The 18129-nt window shown below is 41.2% G+C and carries 17 protein-coding genes; all 17 read right to left on the reverse strand.

Going from position 1 to position 18129, the window contains the following annotated elements:
• Positions 1 to 19: 19 nt before the first annotated feature.
• Positions 20 to 1060, reverse strand: a complete 1041-nt coding sequence (tdh, locus tag ACTWP7_RS05075; protein WP_443122265.1) for an L-threonine 3-dehydrogenase — start codon at positions 1058 to 1060, stop codon at positions 20 to 22.
• A 177-nt stretch (positions 1061 to 1237) separates the two neighbouring features.
• Positions 1238 to 1498 (reverse strand): stage V sporulation protein S, encoded by a 261-nt coding sequence (locus ACTWP7_RS05080; RefSeq protein WP_014643352.1) that lies wholly within the window; start codon positions 1496 to 1498, stop codon positions 1238 to 1240.
• Between the two features lie 108 nt (positions 1499 to 1606).
• Complete coding sequence (locus ACTWP7_RS05085; protein WP_014643351.1) at positions 1607 to 2404, reverse strand: TIGR00282 family metallophosphoesterase; 798 nt, start codon at positions 2402 to 2404, stop codon at positions 1607 to 1609.
• A gap of 77 nt (positions 2405 to 2481) precedes the next feature.
• Positions 2482 to 4044 (reverse strand): ribonuclease Y, encoded by a 1563-nt coding sequence (gene rny / locus ACTWP7_RS05090; protein ID WP_014643350.1) that lies wholly within the window; start codon positions 4042 to 4044, stop codon positions 2482 to 2484.
• A gap of 346 nt (positions 4045 to 4390) precedes the next feature.
• Entirely contained in the window at positions 4391 to 5434 is a 1044-nt protein-coding gene (gene recA / locus ACTWP7_RS05095) for a recombinase RecA (protein ID WP_443122266.1), read from the reverse strand.
• 164 nt (positions 5435 to 5598) lie between these two features.
• Complete coding sequence (locus tag ACTWP7_RS05100) at positions 5599 to 6840, reverse strand: competence/damage-inducible protein A (RefSeq protein ID WP_443122267.1); 1242 nt, start codon at positions 6838 to 6840, stop codon at positions 5599 to 5601.
• Complete coding sequence (gene pgsA, locus ACTWP7_RS05105) at positions 6837 to 7415, reverse strand: CDP-diacylglycerol--glycerol-3-phosphate 3-phosphatidyltransferase (RefSeq protein ID WP_014643347.1); 579 nt, start codon at positions 7413 to 7415, stop codon at positions 6837 to 6839. Before pgsA ends, ACTWP7_RS05100 begins: the two co-directional genes overlap by 4 nt.
• Positions 7416 to 7521: 106 nt before the next feature.
• Positions 7522 to 8472: a helix-turn-helix domain-containing protein gene (locus tag ACTWP7_RS05110; protein WP_443122268.1), complete on the reverse strand. Its 951-nt coding sequence runs from the start codon at positions 8470 to 8472 to the stop codon at positions 7522 to 7524.
• Positions 8473 to 8492: 20 nt separating this feature from the next.
• Positions 8493 to 9284: a DUF3388 domain-containing protein gene (locus ACTWP7_RS05115; protein ID WP_422167759.1), complete on the reverse strand. Its 792-nt coding sequence runs from the start codon at positions 9282 to 9284 to the stop codon at positions 8493 to 8495.
• A gap of 154 nt (positions 9285 to 9438) precedes the next feature.
• Positions 9439 to 9699 carry a DUF3243 domain-containing protein gene (locus ACTWP7_RS05120; protein WP_443122269.1) on the reverse strand — a complete coding sequence of 87 codons (261 nt, stop codon included), beginning with the start codon at positions 9697 to 9699 and terminating at the stop codon, positions 9439 to 9441.
• Positions 9700 to 9769: 70 nt separating this feature from the next.
• Positions 9770 to 10486: an elongation factor P 5-aminopentanone reductase gene (ymfI, locus tag ACTWP7_RS05125; protein WP_443122270.1), complete on the reverse strand. Its 717-nt coding sequence runs from the start codon at positions 10484 to 10486 to the stop codon at positions 9770 to 9772.
• Entirely contained in the window at positions 10479 to 11771 is a 1293-nt protein-coding gene (gene yfmH / locus ACTWP7_RS05130; RefSeq protein WP_443122271.1) for an EF-P 5-aminopentanol modification-associated protein YfmH, read from the reverse strand. The genes ymfI and yfmH overlap by 8 nt, the downstream gene beginning before the upstream one ends.
• Before the next feature lie 2 nt (positions 11772 to 11773).
• On the reverse strand, positions 11774 to 13057 hold the full coding sequence (gene yfmF / locus ACTWP7_RS05135) for an EF-P 5-aminopentanol modification-associated protein YfmF (protein WP_443122272.1): 1284 nt from the start codon (positions 13055 to 13057) through the stop codon (positions 11774 to 11776).
• 140 nt (positions 13058 to 13197) lie between these two features.
• A complete protein-coding gene (locus ACTWP7_RS05140) occupies positions 13198 to 14157 on the reverse strand; it encodes an ABC transporter permease (RefSeq protein ID WP_443122273.1) in 960 nt (319 codons plus the stop codon).
• The gene (locus tag ACTWP7_RS05145; protein WP_443122274.1) at positions 14158 to 15204 is read right to left on the reverse strand and encodes an ABC transporter permease; all 1047 of its coding nucleotides are present in this window, start codon (positions 15202 to 15204) and stop codon (positions 14158 to 14160) included.
• Entirely contained in the window at positions 15205 to 16731 is a 1527-nt protein-coding gene (locus ACTWP7_RS05150) for an ABC transporter ATP-binding protein (RefSeq protein ID WP_443122275.1), read from the reverse strand.
• A 169-nt stretch (positions 16732 to 16900) separates the two neighbouring features.
• A complete protein-coding gene (locus ACTWP7_RS05155) occupies positions 16901 to 18031 on the reverse strand; it encodes a BMP family lipoprotein (protein WP_443122276.1) in 1131 nt (376 codons plus the stop codon).
• Between the last annotated feature and the right edge of the window lie 98 nt (positions 18032 to 18129).

Here is an 18129-nt window from a genome sequence, read left to right on the forward strand (position 1 = left end):
GATATCTCCTCCTTAATAATTATGGATGCAGTACAACTTTCCCGCACTCGCCTTGATTCATTAATTCAAATCCTTTTTCAAACTCATCCAGTTTTAAGTGATGAGTAATCATTGGTTTAACATCAACCTGCCCTGATTGAAGCAGCCGGGAAACTTGCTGCCACGTTTCATACATCTTACGGCCTGTGATCCCTTGAACTTCTATTCCTTTAAAAACAATATCATTCGTTACATCAAGGCTCACTCTTTTCGTGGGCAGACTTAATATAGACACACGTCCTCCGTTTGTGATCATCTTAAAACCCTGATCCATAGCTACAGGATGGCCGCTCATTTCACAAACCACATCTACTCCATGTCTATCGGTTAAATCTTTAGCTCTAACTACAGGATCTTCTTCCCTTGAGTTAATCGTAGTAGTAGCTCCCATTTTTTCAGCTAGTTCCAGACGATAAGTATTGAGATCAAAAGCCAGGACCTGGGACGCTCCCGCTGCTTTAGCTACACCCACAGCCATTAAACCAATAGGCCCGCACCCAATAATAGCCACGGATTTACCTGCCACATCACCATTGAGGACGGTGTGTACAGCATTGCCCATCGGCTCCTGTATGGAGGCTATATCTGTCGGGAGGTCGCTTGGGTTGCGCCATAGGTTACTTGCTGGCAATGCTACGTACTCTGCAAAGCAGCCTTGGGTATCTACTCCAATAATCTTAGTATTTTCACATATATGGGATTTACCCGTCAGGCACTGAGGACAGTGACCGCATACTAAATGTGTCTCTGCACTTACATAATCACCTGCTGTGAAGTTATTTACTTTTTCTCCAACTTCAACAATCTCACCTGCAAATTCATGGCCGAAAACATAAGGTGGCTGCACCCGGCTCTCGGACCACTCATCCCAATTATATATATGAACATCTGTTCCACATATGGAAGTTGCCTGGACACGTATTAATACTTCATCATCACGAATCGAAGGAATCGCTACTTCCTTAAGCTCTGCTCCTTTACCGCGATGGTGTTTAACAATTGCTTTCATTGTTCCATTCACAGTGAACACCCCTAATCATTAATACAAGTTATAAAAGCTATGTACATAACAATTTTAACATGATTAGTTTTATTATCAACCTCGGCTGTCCACTCTAAAAATACATATGCACACAAAAAAAGCCGTACTCCAGAGAGTACGACTTCGGCTTGTATGAAGGTAAGCTTTATATTAATGCTATCGAGGCTCGACAATCAATTTGATCGCCGTACGTTCTTCCTCGTCGATCATAATATCAGTAAAGGCTGGAATGCAAATCAAGTCTAATCCACTAGGGGCTACAAACCCTCTAGCAATTGCCACCGCTTTAACCGCCTGGTTCAATGCGCCTGCACCAATGGCCTGAATCTCTGCAGTGCCGCGCTCTCTCACAACGTTGGCTAAAGCTCCTGCTACTGAATTAGGTACGGATTTAGCTGATACTTTTAATACGTCCATTACTAGCTCCTCCTTCAATCACTATAGTTGTTCCATAACTACTATATTCTTGGAGATGTAGAATATTACCTTTTCATTATGAATCAATTTGTCACAAAATTCAAATAATCATTCGAAGAAAGGATGATCATCATTGATCTGAATTCGATTTACCTTTTTAGCTTTTCCTGTCCGTTCGTCCACATCTACCAAAAATCCACTTAATTGTGATCTTCCCTTTTTTGGAACTTCGAAACGTACAGGTAAATTTGTAAGAAAGCGTTTAAGTACAGCCTCCCGATCCATACCAAGAATTCCATCGTAAGGACCCGTCATTCCCACATCCGATATATATGCCGTACCGCCAGGAAGGATTCTTTCATCTGCGGTTTGAATATGAGTATGGGTGCCAACATTTACACTTACCCTTCCATCCACATACCAGCCCATCGCTTGCTTTTCACTGGTAGCTTCAGCATGAAAGTCCAGAAAAATAATGGACGTTCGCTTTTTCGCCTCTTCTATTAATTCATCTACTTTTCTAAAAGGATCATCATTTGGAGACAGGAAAGTACGCCCTTGTAAATTAATGACGGCTACCTCAGTTTTAGGGGTTTTAACAAAAGTTAAACCTTTCCCAGGAGTCCCTTCTGGAAAATTAGCCGGTCGAACGAGATACTGTGCATCGTCTATAAAGTCAAAAATCTCTTTTTTATCCCAAGCATGGTTTCCTAAAGTTACAGCCTGAGCTCCTTTCTCCAGAAAACGACGATAAATTTTTTCTGTAATTCCTTTACCTGAGGCAGCATTCTCTCCATTAATTACCGTTACAGTCGGCTGGTATTTCTGTTTCAATTTTGGCAGATACTCATCCACCATATCTCGGCCTGGTGACCCTACAACGTCTCCTATAAATAATATCTTCATCATTAAACCCTCTCTATTTCTATTAATATTTTATTGAAAACATAAATGAAGCGGCCGCGCGGGCCGCTTCATATCTTTTATTTCGCATACTCCACCGAACGTGTTTCACGAATAACTGTTACTTTAATATGACCTGGATAATCGAGTTCTCCCTCGATTCGGTTGCGAATATCTCGGGCTAATCTAGTAGCTTCAAGATCATCAATTTCATCAGGACGAACCATTATACGTACTTCACGACCAGCTTGAATGGCAAATGATTTTTCGACCCCTTCGTAGGACTCAGAGATTTCTTCGAGTTTTTCAAGACGCTTAATATAATTCTCAAGTGTCTCACTTCTAGCACCTGGACGAGCTGCTGATAAGGCATCCGCAGCTGCTACTAGTACAGAAATGATTGAGGTAGGCTCTTCATCACCGTGGTGTGAAGCAATCGCATTAATTACCGTTTCATTTTCTTTATACTTGGTAGCCAGTTCTTTTCCAATCTCTACGTGACTTCCTTCGACTTCATGGTCAATCGCTTTACCTATGTCGTGAAGTAAACCTGCCCGGCGGGCAAGCATTTCATCTTCACCTAACTCTGCAGCAAGTAAACCTGATAAGTAAGCAACCTCTGTGGAGTGTTTAAGGACATTCTGCCCGTAACTTGTACGATACTTCAAGCGACCAAGAATTTTAACAAGGTCAGGGTGTAAACCATGCACTCCAACTTCAAAGGTAGTTTCTTCCCCTACTTCACGAATGTAGTCATCTACCTCTCGGCGTGACTTGTCCACCATCTCTTCAATACGTGCCGGGTGGATTCGACCATCCTGCACAAGTTTTTCAAGAGCCATTCGGGCAGTCTCACGACGGATTGGGTCAAAACCTGACAGAATGACAGCTTCCGGTGTATCATCAATAATCAAGTCAATACCTGTTAATGTTTCTAAAGTACGGATATTACGACCTTCACGGCCGATAATACGTCCTTTCATCTCATCATTTGGCAAGTTGACTACTGACACTGTTGTTTCTGCCACGTGATCGGCAGCACATCGCTGTAAGGCAAGTGAAAGAATGCTTTTCGCTTTTTTATCAGCTTCTTCTTTAGCACGGTTTTCTGCTTCTTTAATCATAAGAGCTGATTCGTGTGATACTTCTTGCTCAACTCGTTCTAAAATAACCTGTTTCGCCTGGTCTGATGTCAAGCCTGATATGCGTTCAAGCTCGGTTTGCTGCTCTTGAAGCATAGCATTCACTTTGCTTTCCATTTCTTCAATTTGTTGTTGTCTCTCGGCAAGAGTTCCTTCTTTCTTTTCGAGTGAAAGATCACGCTGGTCAAGCATATCACTCTTACGATCGAGATTCTCTTCTTTCTGTGTTAAACGATTTTCAGTTTTCTGCAGTTCCATGCGGCGTTCGCGGTTTTCACTTTCCGCATCCTGGCGTAGTTTCTGATTCTCTTCTTTAGCTTCAAGAAGAGCCTCTTTTTTAGCTGAATCTGCATTACGACGACCTTCTTCTACGATCTGTTTTGCAAGTTCTTCAGCACTTGAAATTTTCGCCTCCGCAATCGATTTCCGAATAAGATAACCAACAACAGAACCGACGATAAGGGCAAGCAAAATGAAGATGAGCGAGGATATTATACCCATATTTTCACCTCCTCTTGCTATGAACTTGGTCCGTTTGTCGGTAGTACAAACGTTTCATTTTCAATGTGTGATTAAATTTAAATAAGGTTATAAAGATGAAAATGATACACATTCATTTTATGCCTGCCAATAGGGAATGTCAAGGAAACGTCAAATCCAGCCCACAGATTATTTGAAATATTTCAAACAGTCAGTCTTTATACTTCTGATTTTGTCGTTTCCGCTATCGAGTATAGTCTTTATGTATAAAAAGACAGAAGCAGCGCATGACAGCCACTGCTTCTATTTGTAAGTGTTTATGGAATCAGATGTTGTTCGACCAACGCCAGATCAGAAATCAGACAGGTTATACGTCAAGAGTTTCCTGACTGTCTGATTTTTTTTCATCTTTTTCCTCTTCTTTAGGCTCCATTTGGTAATGATCACGAATAATGCGCTTAACTTCTTCATATACATGATTATTTTCCTTAAGGAACTGTTTAGCATTCTCTCTACCCTGACCTAATCGTTCACCTTCGTAAGAGTACCAGGAACCGCTTTTCTGTATCAAATCAAGATCGGTCCCGATATCAAGTAATTCGCCTTCTCTGGAGATTCCTTCCCCGTACATGATGTCGACTTCTGCTTGTTTGAAAGGAGGGGCAACTTTATTTTTTACGACTTTAAGACGTGTTTTATTACCGACCATTTCATTTCCTTGTTTTAAGGTTTCCGCTCTGCGCACCTCTAAACGAACAGAGGAGTAGAACTTAAGAGCACGGCCGCCCGGAGTCGTTTCAGGATTACCAAACATAACCCCAACTTTTTCACGAATCTGATTAATAAAGATTGCAGTTGTTTTAGACTTACTGATTGCACCTGATAGCTTACGAAGAGCTTGAGACATTAGACGAGCCTGCAATCCTACATGCGCGTCCCCCATTTCCCCTTCAATTTCTGCTTTCGGTACCAGGGCGGCTACGGAATCAATAACGACCATATCCACTGCGCCGCTTCGAACAAGCGCCTCCGCTATTTCCAATGCTTGCTCTCCTGTATCAGGCTGAGATAACAGAAGTTCTTCGATATCTACACCTAAACGGCGGGCGTATACTGGATCAAGTGCATGCTCTGCATCGATGAAAGCTGCCGTGCCGCCTTTTCTCTGTGCTTCTGCAATAGCATGAAGCGCTACTGTGGTTTTACCGGACGATTCCGGTCCATATATTTCTACAATTCTACCTCGAGGATAGCCGCCTACACCCAGTGCAACATCCAGTGCCAGCGACCCGCTTGGTACTGTGTTTACTTTCTGTTCGCTTCCATCCCCCATTTTCATGATAGAACCTTTACCAAATTGTTTCTCTATTTGACGCAAAGCTGAATCTAATGCTTGTTTACGATCACTCATATAAATATACCGCCTTTCAAAATTTCTATCCCTATCATAACTTGTTTTTGATAGTTTGCCAACTGAAAAGCGAATAAATGTTCCCTTTTTTGAGTTGCTTTTTTATCAATATTGCTATTTCTTCCTAAGAAAAAAGAATTATTATATAGGGTCTTCTTAGTCATTTATAAATTTTTGATATGGTGAAAAATTAATTCGTATCCTTTTTTTACAGCACGGGAACGAATTTTATCTCTGCTTCCTTCAAATTGAAAATAATACACAGAGGGACGCTCATCTGCGATTTGCAGTCCGATAAACACAGCGCCCGGTTCATGTCCTTCACTGAGTTCTGGTCCAGCCACCCCTGTAAAACTAATGGCAACATCAGCCTCTAAAATCCTTTTAGCATTGATAGCCATAGTTTCAGCACATTCATTACTGATCGTTCCATACTGCTTAATGAGAGAAGGAGGTACCTCAATCACTTTCTCTTTCATTAAAGGCGTGTAGGCTACAAGGCTGCCCTGAGTCACAGCAGAAGCGCCGGGCAGGGATATTAGCTTCTCGATAAATTTGCCTCCTGTAAGGCTTTCAGCTGCCCCCAGACGGTAGCCGTTTTTTTTAAGTAAGTCCCGCACCGTTGCCTCAATAGATACATCGTCACTTCCATAATAATAGGAGCCCACAATCTGTAATATGGTCTCTTTCATTACGGCGATTTTCTCTCTTGCCTCGTCGCCTGTCTCTCCAGTGGCAGTAATCCGCAGTCCCACTTCCCCTTCACTTGCCAGCGGAGCAAGTGTAGGGTTCGTCTGGTGTGAAATTAATGCAGAGAGTTTATTTTCCAAGGTTGATTCACCGATACCTATGAAGTACATCATTTCGGAAACGATATCAGACTGTAGTTTATAGGACCGCTGCAGATAAGGCAGCACTCCGCTTTTCATAAGGGATTTCATCTCAGAGGGAACTCCCGGAAGAAATATCCACGCTCTTCCGTCATGTTCTACAATTTGACCAGGCGCCATCCCTTCTTGGTTAGGAAGTACAATACTCTCTTCAAAGACTAACGCTTGTTTTCGGTTATTAGCTGTCATCGTTTGTTTGTTTTTTTCGTAATAAAGAGCTATTTTCTCCATCGCCTGTTGGTCTTCTATGAGTTTCTGCCCGATTATTTTCTGGGCAGCTTCTCTGGTTAAGTCATCCTCGGTTGGACCAAGACCACCTGTGATCACTATAACGTCCGATCGACTGTGAGCCGCCTCGAAAACATCTTCCACTCTTTTTATGTTGTCACCGACGACACTATGCTGATAAACAGGTATACCGAGGCTTGCAAATTCTTTAGAAATCCACTGTCCATTCGTATTAGCTATTTGTCCGAGTAACAATTCTGTACCTACTGCTATAACTTCAGCCTTCATTTAGAATCCCTCATAACATGCCAGTTTTTCTGGAAGTATTCATATCCAGAATAAAAAGTGATAATTAGTGCTAAGTAAAGAGTAATGATTCCTAGAGGCAGGTTTAGGTAAGCAAAAGGCCAGTTGTGAAGCAGCAAAAGAGAAATGGAAATAATTTGTATCCAAGTTTTCAATTTCCCCATTTGACTTGCAGCTAAAACACTTCCTTCACCTGCCGCAACAAGCCTAAGCCCTGTAACCGCGAATTCTCGGCTAATAATAACAATTACAATCCAGGCTGGAGCAAGACCGATCTCGACTAGTACGATTAAGGCGGCACTTACTAAGAGTTTATCAGCAAGCGGATCTAAGAATTTCCCAAGATTCGTTACTAGATTATATTTTCTTGCAATATACCCATCAATCCAATCAGTCGTTGAAGCCAAAATAAATAGTATGGCTCCAGCCAGGTGAGCCACGGGTAACTCCCGATCCCCCATTTGAATAGACCCCCACTCGAACGGGACACTCATTAAAATGATAAAAATGGGGATAAGTAGAATTCTCGAAATCGTAATTTTGTTCGGTAAGTTCATTTTGTCACACTCCTAAAATCCACTAAAATAAAAGACTGCCCTTTTAATGATTGAAGATGATCATCTCCTCTATGATCCACCTTCAGGACAGCCTTTTCGAATAATTTCACTTAAAGTTAAGCAAAAGCTTTTGGGTAGCCTGCTGGGTTTGAAAGTCTATTTGTTCACCGTTGATTTTTACAATGGTGCCAAGAGCATTCCCTGTTTTAATAAATACTTGTTTCTTATCTGAAACATCAACCTTAACCGGAGAATCCGCCGGGCTGTATTCAATAGGGGAGATTAAATTCTCACCCGTTTCTTCACCTTGTATTTCTAAATAGGCAGTACCTTTCAATTCAATAGTTAAAGATTTCTCTTCAGCCGTTGAGATGTTATACGTATGTTGTGGAAAGTTTCCCGTTCCTTTTTCCGCCAGGGAAATTTCGAAGGATTCACTTTCCTGGTCATTCCCACTCGGATTTTCCTTCTCGCTTGAAGAGCTTCCTTCTTCGCCAGATTGCTCTTTATTTGTATCTTCCTCATCATCCGCCGACTCTTCACCTGATGATTCTGAGCTGACCGGAGTACTTTCGCTGTCAGCTGCCTCAGACGGTTCCGGAACACTGATATCGTTACTTGAAGCTTCCTGCTCAGCGGCTCCGCTTCCCAGGTCATTATTACCATCCATTATAAAAATATAAGCGACAAACAATATTCCAATTATAAGAACAAACGTCATGACGGTCGGTAAATATTTGTTAATATTTCCTCTTTTCGCAGCAGGCTCTTTTGAAGAGGACTGGACGCTTTTATACTGAGCTGCGCCCTCTTTCTCAAATGAAGGCATCTCATCTTTATGTTCTTCCATCATCTGTTCAGGATCAATACCTACCGCTGATGCGTATTCTCTTATAAAAGCACGTGTATAAAACTTACCCGGCAGAACATTAAAATCATTCTCTTCAATGGCATGAAGATAGCGTGTTTTAATTTTAGTTGTTTCCTGCACTTGTTCAAGTGACATCCCTTTAGACTCGCGTGCATTCCTTAATCGAGCTCCAATCTCCTTCTCCATGTAAAACACCATCCATTAAGTTAAAAATCAAACATGGAAAACCCATCACTCATCGACATATCTGGTTTTTCCACCGTTTCGTACGTGATTACTTCATCATCGTTATTTCTTAATTCAATAATGTAATCAAAATCATCGAGTTTATACTCTGTTTCCTGCACAAAAATGTCTGGATGTTCAATCACTTTGGTAGCTGGAAGCCTCATAATTTCCCTCACAAGCTGCCAGTGCTGTTCACTTGCACGTCTGGCAGAAACAATGCCATCAATAATATAAAGGTTATCTTCCCTGTATTCTTCATCAATTAACTGACTTCTGACCGTCTGCTTTAAAAGAGTACTTGAGACAAAAAGCCACCTTTTATTAGCACATACACTTGCCGCTACTACAGACTCCGTTTTACCAACCCGGGGCATACCGCGAATTCCTACAAGTTTATGCCCTTCTTTCATGAACAGTTCAGCCATAAAATCAACGAGTACCCCTAAATCTTCTCGATTGAATCGGAAGGTTTTACGGTCATCCACATCACTATGTATGTAGCGTCCATGCCTGACGGCAAGTCGGTCTCTTAATTTAGGACGGCGTAATTTTGTGACTTTAATGGTATCCATTGTATCTAAAATTGATTTTAATCGAATAATCTGCTCTTCATCTTTGCATAAGAGCAGCATTCCCCTGTGGGAGTTTTCTACCCCGTTTATTGTAACAATGTTAATCGCCATCATCCCGAGCAAAGAAGAGATATCTCCAAGCAGCCCTGGCCGATTATATTGTATTTCATATTCTAAGTACCATTCTTTTTTCTCCATGACAAAACTCCTCTGGAAAATGTCATTTATTGTCCTTTAAGGACTCGAACTCACTATCTATCATAAAGGATTTTTATTGAATAGGAAAGTCAGGAAATGGATTATCTTTGAAAAATAGCAAAAACCGCACAATGAAATGTGCGGTTTTTGCTATTTAAGCTTGAGTTCCTTCGTTACGTACGAGTTTCACCATCATATTAGCAATAGCGTGTTGTTCCTTTTGGTCAGCTACGTTCCAAAGATCACGAAGAACCGCTTCCTGATCATTTTCTGCATCTACTGAATTGGCAAGATATCCCCCAATTTCGTAAGCAAGTTCTGATACAGCTTGTTGATCCATTCCTTGTCCTTGCGCCTGATGCAAACGATCGCCAAGAAAGTCTTTCCAAGAGTCAAAATTTTCAAGAACAGACATTGTTGTTACCTCCTCTAAGTTTTTCATACTTAGTATGAGAGGAAACAAACATTTTATGCACACATTTTTATTACCAACCGCCATTTACCCGCAGTACATGTCCTGTAACATAACTCGATTGATCACTCAATAAATAGCTGATGGCGTCAGCTATTTCATTAGGCTGCCCAGCTCTCCCAAGAGGTATTTCACCTTCTAAAGTATTCCATTCTTCAGAAGAGAGCATATTATTCATTTTTGATGCAATAACCCCCGGTGTCACTGCATTAACTCGAATTCCGCTTGGAGCCACTTCTTTAGACAATGCTTTCACAAAACTTATTTGTGCGCCTTTTACAGAGCTGTAGGCCACTTCCATACTTGCTCCTTCTTCGCCAAATATGGAGGAAACGGTTACGATATTGCCTGCTTTATTATGGATCATAAAGGGAAGAACGTGCCGGGAAATCATCCAGGGAGCTTTAAGGTGGACATGATATAGTTCATCCATTTCCGCGTCAGTCATGTCCTGGAAAAGGCCTTTCCATAGATGTCCTCCACAAAATACCACAGCTTCCCAATCTTTAGAAATGATTTGTAAAAAAGCTTGAATTCCTTCTGTAGTAGTTAAATCAGCCTTGTGAGCTCCGAGCCATTGGCTTGCTGGAATTTGGTTTTCCAGTTTTTCAATTCTAGACAAATTCGAGTAATACTGCAGACCGACACGATATCCTTTTTCTACAAGAGTCCTGGTGACACTACATCCAATTTCACCGCTTGCTCCAATGATTAGACAACGTTTACTCATTTTCCTGAGGTTTGACCTGGAAGACCGAAATAGCTTCTTCATTAATCCAGTGCTGCAGATATTCCTCAGCATCTTTGGAAGTAAGTGATTCAATAACCGGCAGCACGTCAAACAGATCCACACCAAGCGTGTGGTAATGAGTGAACTGGTTAGCAATAAACTCAAGAGAATTTAAAGCCCGCATGAACTGGCCGATTTTCTTACGCTTCATTCGGGTGAAGTCTTCATCAGAGATGCTATTTTCTTTTAGTTCATGAAGCATTTCTTTTACACGTTTAGTCATTTCTTCAGGCTTCCGTGTATCTCCGCCAAGGATAGTAAATCCAAATTGACGATCCAGTTCTGTCTCAAACTGAAAGCTGTCATCAATTAAATCATTACGGTATAGTTCTTCATAAAACGCACCACTCTTAGAGAAGTAGTAATCAAGGATCATGCTGGAAAGCAGCTCGGCTCTAAGTAATTCCTTCCCTGTTAAATGAGTAACTTTTTCTTTCACCCCTACCATTGCTTTAGCAGTAGTAACAGGCATAGTAATCGAATTATTGGCTTTCGCGACTTCCGCCGGCTCGTCCGGATAGGATCGATTAATTTCCGGAGCAGCCGGAAATTCTTTACTATCTTGATTTTCGCGAATTTGCTTCATCATCGCTTCTGGTTCTATATTACCAGCTACGAACAAGACCATGTTGGAAGGATGATAAAACGTTTCATAGCAAGTATAAAGGTCATCTTTCGTGATGTTTTGAATGGAATCCACTGTTCCCGCGATATCTACTTTTACAGGGTGATGATGATACAAGCTTTGAATGGTTCCAAAAAAGGAGCGCCAGTCCGGCTGATCATCATACATCCGGATTTCCTGAGCAATGATGCCTTTTTCTTTTTCCACTGATTCCTCTGAGAAATATGGGTCCTGTACAAAATTAAGCAAAGTCTCCACATTTTTTTCTATTTGACTGGTGGCTGTAAATAAATAAGCCGTTTTTGTAAAAGAAGTAAAAGCATTGGCCGAGGCCCCTAGCTTCGTGAAGTCTTGAAAGACATCACGATCTTCTTTTTCAAACAGCTTATGTTCAAGGAAGTGTGCAATTCCTTCTGGAACGGTCACTTTCTCATCTTGCCCAATAGGTGTAAAGGTCTGGTCAATAGATCCATAATTCGTGGTAAATATTCCGAATGTTTTAGCCATCTCAGGTTTCGCGAGCAGGAACACCTTCAATCCATTATCCATTGTTTCTGTGTAGACGGTTTCATTGATCTGGTCATAGACTAGTTCTTCCACAGTTATTCCCCTCCCTCAAGGCTGGTTAAAAAGTAAATGGTATCTAGTTTAATCTTATTAGCCATAGCCACAACATCCTGCTTCGTCACTTTTCGGATATGTTCAATTAAATCATTAACTGGCATTTCAGCTCCGGACAGCATTTGGTGGTACAGGACTTCAATAATCCCATTGGCATTATCCATTGTTTCTTGCAGTTGATGAATCACTTGTTCCTTCGTTTCTTCTACCTGATCTTCGGTGAAATCCCCGTTTTGCATCGCATCCATCTGCTCTAGAATAATGGATTTCGCTTGTTGATAGTCTTTTGGATCAACACCACTGAATACAAGAAGCAATCCTTTATGACTTTCAAAACGAGAGGCTGCATAGTAAGCCAGGCTATGTTTTTCACGTACATTCATAAATAATTTAGAGCTTGGAAATCCTCCGAATAACCCGTTAAAAATCTGCAGGGCATAATAATCAGAATCACCGAATTTAGTGTACGTACGGTATCCAATATGAAGTTTACCCTGATTCACTTCCTCACGTTCCACGACTTCATTTACCTCTTGTACGTCTTTGGAAGTAGATACCTGATCGTTATCCTGATTGCTGCTGTTCTCACGGATGAAATACTGATCTGTCATTTTCTCAATTTCAGTTTGATCGATGTCTCCAATAACATAAACATCAAGCAGATCATTTTTAATCATCGAACGGTAATAAGTGTAAAGACTTTCTGGAGTGATCGAAGAGATATCCTCTTGATAACCACTGACATGTAAAGAATAAGGTTCATCTTTACACATGTGATCCATTAAACGCATATTGGCATAACTCATTTTATCGTCTTTTACAGACGTGATCTTCTGCTCTAGCGTCTGTTTTTCACGTTCTACAATGGACGAATCGAATCCTTCCCCTTCTACTTTAGGAGCATAAAGAACTTCATTGAATAGTTTTAGAGCTTCTTCCAATATAGGCTCCTGATCATTGAGATAAGCTTCGTTAACTACTTCCATACGGAAACTGATAACATGATTCTCGCCTTTTTTCGTGCCATCACTGGATAGTACCGTTCCATATAAATTTTCAAACGATGATTGGAATTCTCTTACATTCGGATGATTATTGGTAGCTTTTTGCAGAACATGAGGAAGCAGGGCCCTCTCTGTAATGCCCTCTCTTCTTAGTGGTGTTTTAAATTTAGCCACTATTGAAATCGTTTTATATTTTTTACTAGGTAGAATATGTAATCGATATCCTTGTTTTTCAAGCAATACTTCTTCCTTAATTTTCATTTCCCATCCTCCTTGTCGTTTCTCTACTATTATAGACTCACTCCACATAATTCATCCATAAAAAGCTACGTCCTATGCTAAGGTATATGTTTCGAAATGTAAAAAATTAAGCCCGGTGTAAGGACCGGACTTAATTTATTCTAACGGTTTCCTTTAACATATGCCTCACCAAGAGACTTAGGAGCTTCCGCTCGTCCTATAAATCCAGCAAGAGCCAGGATCGTCAGGACGTAAGGGGCAATTAATAAAAATATTTGAGGAACGTCTTCCAATAAAGGCAAACTGGATCCAACAATACTTAAACTTTGGGCTAGTCCAAAGAAAATAGCTGCTCCTAATGCTCCCAATGGGTGCCACTTACCGAAAATAACGGCTGCAAGGGACATGAATCCTTGCCCTACAATAGTAGCATGAGAAAAGTTAAGTGCTATGGTTAAAGCATAAACGGAACCGCCGAGACCACCAAGCGCTCCTGATATCATAACGGCTACGTAACGCATAGCATACACATTGATACCATTGGTGTCTGCAGCCATTGGATGCTCTCCAACCGATCTCAGACGTAAGCCAAATGGAGTTTTATAAATGATGAACCAGGCAGCAAAAGCTAGGATAATCGCTAAATAAGAGGTTAAATACCACCCTGAGAAAAACAGGTCACCCAATATTGGAATTTTATTCAGTACAGGGATATCGATAGTATAGAAAGGACGATCAACCATATCGGTTTGTCCTTTATCATACCATTGCTTTGTAAGAAACAGACCGACTCCTAAGGCAAGAAAGTTTATGGCCACTCCACTAACCACCTGATCGGCCCGAAAAGTGATCGATGCTACGGCGTGGACCAGTGCAAAGATAGCGGACAAGACCATTGCTACAAAAATCGAAACCCAGGGGGTTGCATCACCTAAAACCTCATGAAAGGTTAAATTAAATACAATACCTACAAAGGCTCCCATAACCATAAGACCCTCGAGTCCTATATTAATAATTCCAGAACGTTCACTAAATACACCACCCAGGGCTGTAAAAATCAGAGGGGATGCAAAGAAAATCGCAGGTGGAATAATTCGGGCAAGGATATCTATGAATTCCATTTATTTCCCCTCCTTTTTAAAACGTAAAATAATCCAGCGGATCATATAGCTTGATGCTACAAAAATAATGATAAGGGCAATGACAATTTCTACTAACTCTGTAGGAACGCCTGCTACGGTAGGCATGTTCAGGGCACCAATTTTAAGGGTACCGAACAAGAAGGCTGCGAGTACTACTCCAAGTGCCGTGTTTGCTCCAAGAAGAGCCACAGCGATTCCGTCAAAACCGATATTCGTAAATCCTGATTTAACAGACATGTAGCCAAAAGTCCCCAATCCTTCCATCGCACCAGCTAACCCTGCGAAAGCTCCGGAGATAACCATTGCAAGCACAATATTTTTACCCACACTCATCCCCGCATAGTTCGATGCATGCTGATTAAAACCTACTGAACGCAATTCAAAACCTCGGGTCGTTTTATTTAGAAGAAACCACATGACCAGGGCCATAAATAGTGCAATCAATAATCCCCAGTGAAGGCGTGAAAAAAATGTCATTCCAGCCAGCCATTCAGAGGCAAGTGAAGCCGTTGGTGCAATAGAATCAGTGCGGTCTTTACCATCTGTTATGACGTTTCTAACAATCTCATTTGACAAATATAGTGCGATGTAATTCATCATAATCGTGACAATAACTTCATGAACGCCAAGTTTAGCTTTTAAAATTCCGGGTATAAACCCCCAAAATGCACCTGCTAATGCAGCGGCCAGTATAGCTAGCGGAAGGTGAATAATCATAGGCAGTTCAAAAGCAACTCCCACCCATACAGAAGCTACCCAGCCCACAAAGACCTGACCTTCCACACCGATATTTAAAAGACCTGTACGAAGAGCAAAGGCGACAGCGAGCCCTGAAAGAATATAAGGCGTAACCTGTCTCAGGGTTTCGCCTAAGAAATAAGCGTCGCCAAAAGCACCTGTCCATAAAGCAGCGTAACCTTTTAAAGGATTGTAACCAAAAACAAGCATAATAACAGCCCCTGATAATAATCCGAGCAGTACGGATATTATAGGAATTAGGATATTTACTGTTCGATTGGCAAACATTTAGCTTCCACCTGCTTTCTGTGGAGTGTTCCCTGCCATCATAAGACCGAGATCCTGTTCATTTGTGTCTTCCGGTTTGACTTCTGAAATAATTTTTCCATCGAACATAACCGCAATTCGATCACTTAAATTCATAATCTCTTCCAGTTCAAAAGAAAGTAATAGTACAGCTCTTCCTTTATCGCGTTCCTCAATCAATTTCTTATGAATGAATTCAATTGCTCCAACATCAAGTCCTCGGGTAGGCTGTGCAGCTATAATTAAATCAGGAGATCGGTCGACTTCACGTCCAATAATGGCTTTTTGCTGGTTTCCGCCTGACAGCGCTCTAGCTTTCGTATAAGCATTCGGCGTTCGCACATCATACTCTTCAATTAGTTCTTGAGCTTTTTTGTATATATTCTTGAAATTCATAACCCCTTTTTTGGAAAAAGGCTGTTGATAATAACTTTGAAGGACCATATTTTCCCCAACTGGAAAATCAAGTACCAGCCCGAATTTATGACGATCCTGCGGAATATGAGATACGCCGGACTGAGTTACTTTTCTAGGTGATAAGTTCGTAATCACTTGTTCATGAAGTTTAATGCTTCCCGACTCACTTTTTCTTAGACCTGCAATCGCCTCGATGAGCTCAGATTGTCCATTTCCATCAATACCAGCGATCCCGACAATTTCTCCTGCTTTCACATCAAGATTTAATCCTTTGACCATGTTCACCCCGCGCACATCTTTAACAAATAAGTCCTTGATCGATAAGAAGGTTTCCTTCGGATTTGCTGGAGTTTTTTCAGTAGAAAAGTTTACTTCACGTCCCACCATCAACGAAGCCAATTCGGTAGGGTTTGTATCGGCTACTTTAACGGTTCCAATTCCTTCTCCTTTTCTAATTACAGTGCATCGGTCGCAGACTTCCATTATTTCCTTTAGTTTATGAGTGATCAGAATAATGGATTTACCTTCTTTAACAAGGCTGTGCATAATCCCTATTAGCTCCTTAATTTCCTGAGGGGTCAAAACCGCAGTAGGTTCGTCAAGAATCAATATTTCCGCTCCGCGATAAAGCGTTTTCAATATTTCAACACGCTGCTGCATCCCAACGGAAATGTCGCGGATCTTAGCGCCTGGGTCAACATTTAAACCATACCGTTTTGAAAGCTCTTTTACTTCTTTTTCAGCTTTCTTTATATCTACAGTTCCGCCCTTTCTAGGTTCACTACCTAGAACGATGTTCTCCGTTACCGTAAATGTATCGACCAGCATAAAGTGCTGGTGAACCATTCCGATACCCAGCTTATTGGCTACGTTCGGATCTGTTATTTTAACTTTTTCACCTTTCACCTTTATTTCGCCTTTTTCCGGCTGGTAAAGACCAAATAACACGTTCATTAAGGTAGATTTTCCTGCTCCGTTTTCACCAAGCAGAGCATGAATTTCGCCTTTCTCAACTTGAAGATTTATATTATCATTGGCTACGATCCCTGGAAATTCTTTACGGATATTAAGCATTTCAATAACGTATTCCATTGCTGCCCTCACTCCTTTTCAGTCTTAGATGAATCCATCTACGCTCCAGTCCAAATCCTCTCTTTAAAAATCATCAAATGAAGAGGGCCGAGTTAAACAACTCTTCATTTGATGATTTTTGGTCTATACAGTAAAAAAAGGCCGGCTTACACCAGCCTTTTCTTCATACTTATAAGGAATTCACATAAGTTTCTAATTCTTCACGAGTGCTAGGCACTTCCACATCACCATTGATGATTTTCTCTTTCCAATCTTCAATAGCTGTAATAATGTCGTCTGTCAGAGCTTCTTCATTCGTACGTGCCAGGCTGATCGCGTCATCATCCAGGCCGTATTCAATGGTTTCTCCAGCTGGGAATTCACCATTCATGGCCTGAGTAGCCACATCCTGTACGGCAATATCCACACGCTTCACCATAGAAGTAAGCGTTACATTATTGTCTCCAATTGCACCTTCTTCATGTTGGTCACGGTCAACACCAATTACCCATACGTCTTCATCTGGGCTATTTTTCTTAAGGTCTTTGGCTTGAGCAAAAACACCGTTCCCCGTTGCACCAGAAGCGTGATAAATAACATCTATTCCTTTTGAATACATATCGGAAGCAATCAATTTCCCATCATCCGGAGCGTCGAACGCCTCTGCATACTGTACATCCACTGTAATATCAGCATTTACAGATTTAACACCGGCCACAAACCCAGCTTCAAACTTGTTGATCAAGGCTCCATCTACTCCACCTACGAATCCAACTTGATTGGACTGGGTTTTCTTTGCTGCAGCCACACCAGCAAGGAAAGATCCCTGATGTTCTTTAAATAAGATACTCGCAACGTTGTCACCTTCTGCGCCAGAGTCAACGATAGCAAAGTTTGTATCTGGATATTGTGCGGCAACTTCTTCAATAGCTGGCTGTAATAAGTATCCAATTCCATAAATTAAGTTATAATCCTGACGAACAAGGCGGTTCAGGTTTGTCGTATAGTCTGCATCACTTTCTGATTGAGCATAGTCAAAACCTTCACCTTTGGACATTCCGTTTTCTTCACCAAATGCTTGCAGTCCTTCCCAAGCAGACTGGTTAAACGACTTGTCGTCCACGCCGCCTACATCTGTAACCATAGCTACTGAGAAATCTTCGTTACTACCATTTTCAGAAGAGTTTTCCGTGTTGTTCTCACTATCTCCACCTGAATCCTCTGCTGAGTCTCCTCCATCAGAAGCACCACATGCTCCAAGAACTAAACCAATGACTAATAAGAGTGAAAAAACTAAAAGAAAACGACGATTTTTAAACAAAATAACTCCCCCTAATTTATTAAGTTTGACGCCCGAAACCCTTTGGAGTGTTTCTTTTACCCTTTTTCAGCAAGCCTCACCTCCCAAAATAGTCATTG

It is taken from the genome of Halobacillus sp. B29 (assembly GCF_052246755.1).
In the GTDB taxonomy this organism is placed as follows: domain Bacteria; phylum Bacillota; class Bacilli; order Bacillales; family Halobacillaceae; genus Halobacillus; species Halobacillus halophilus.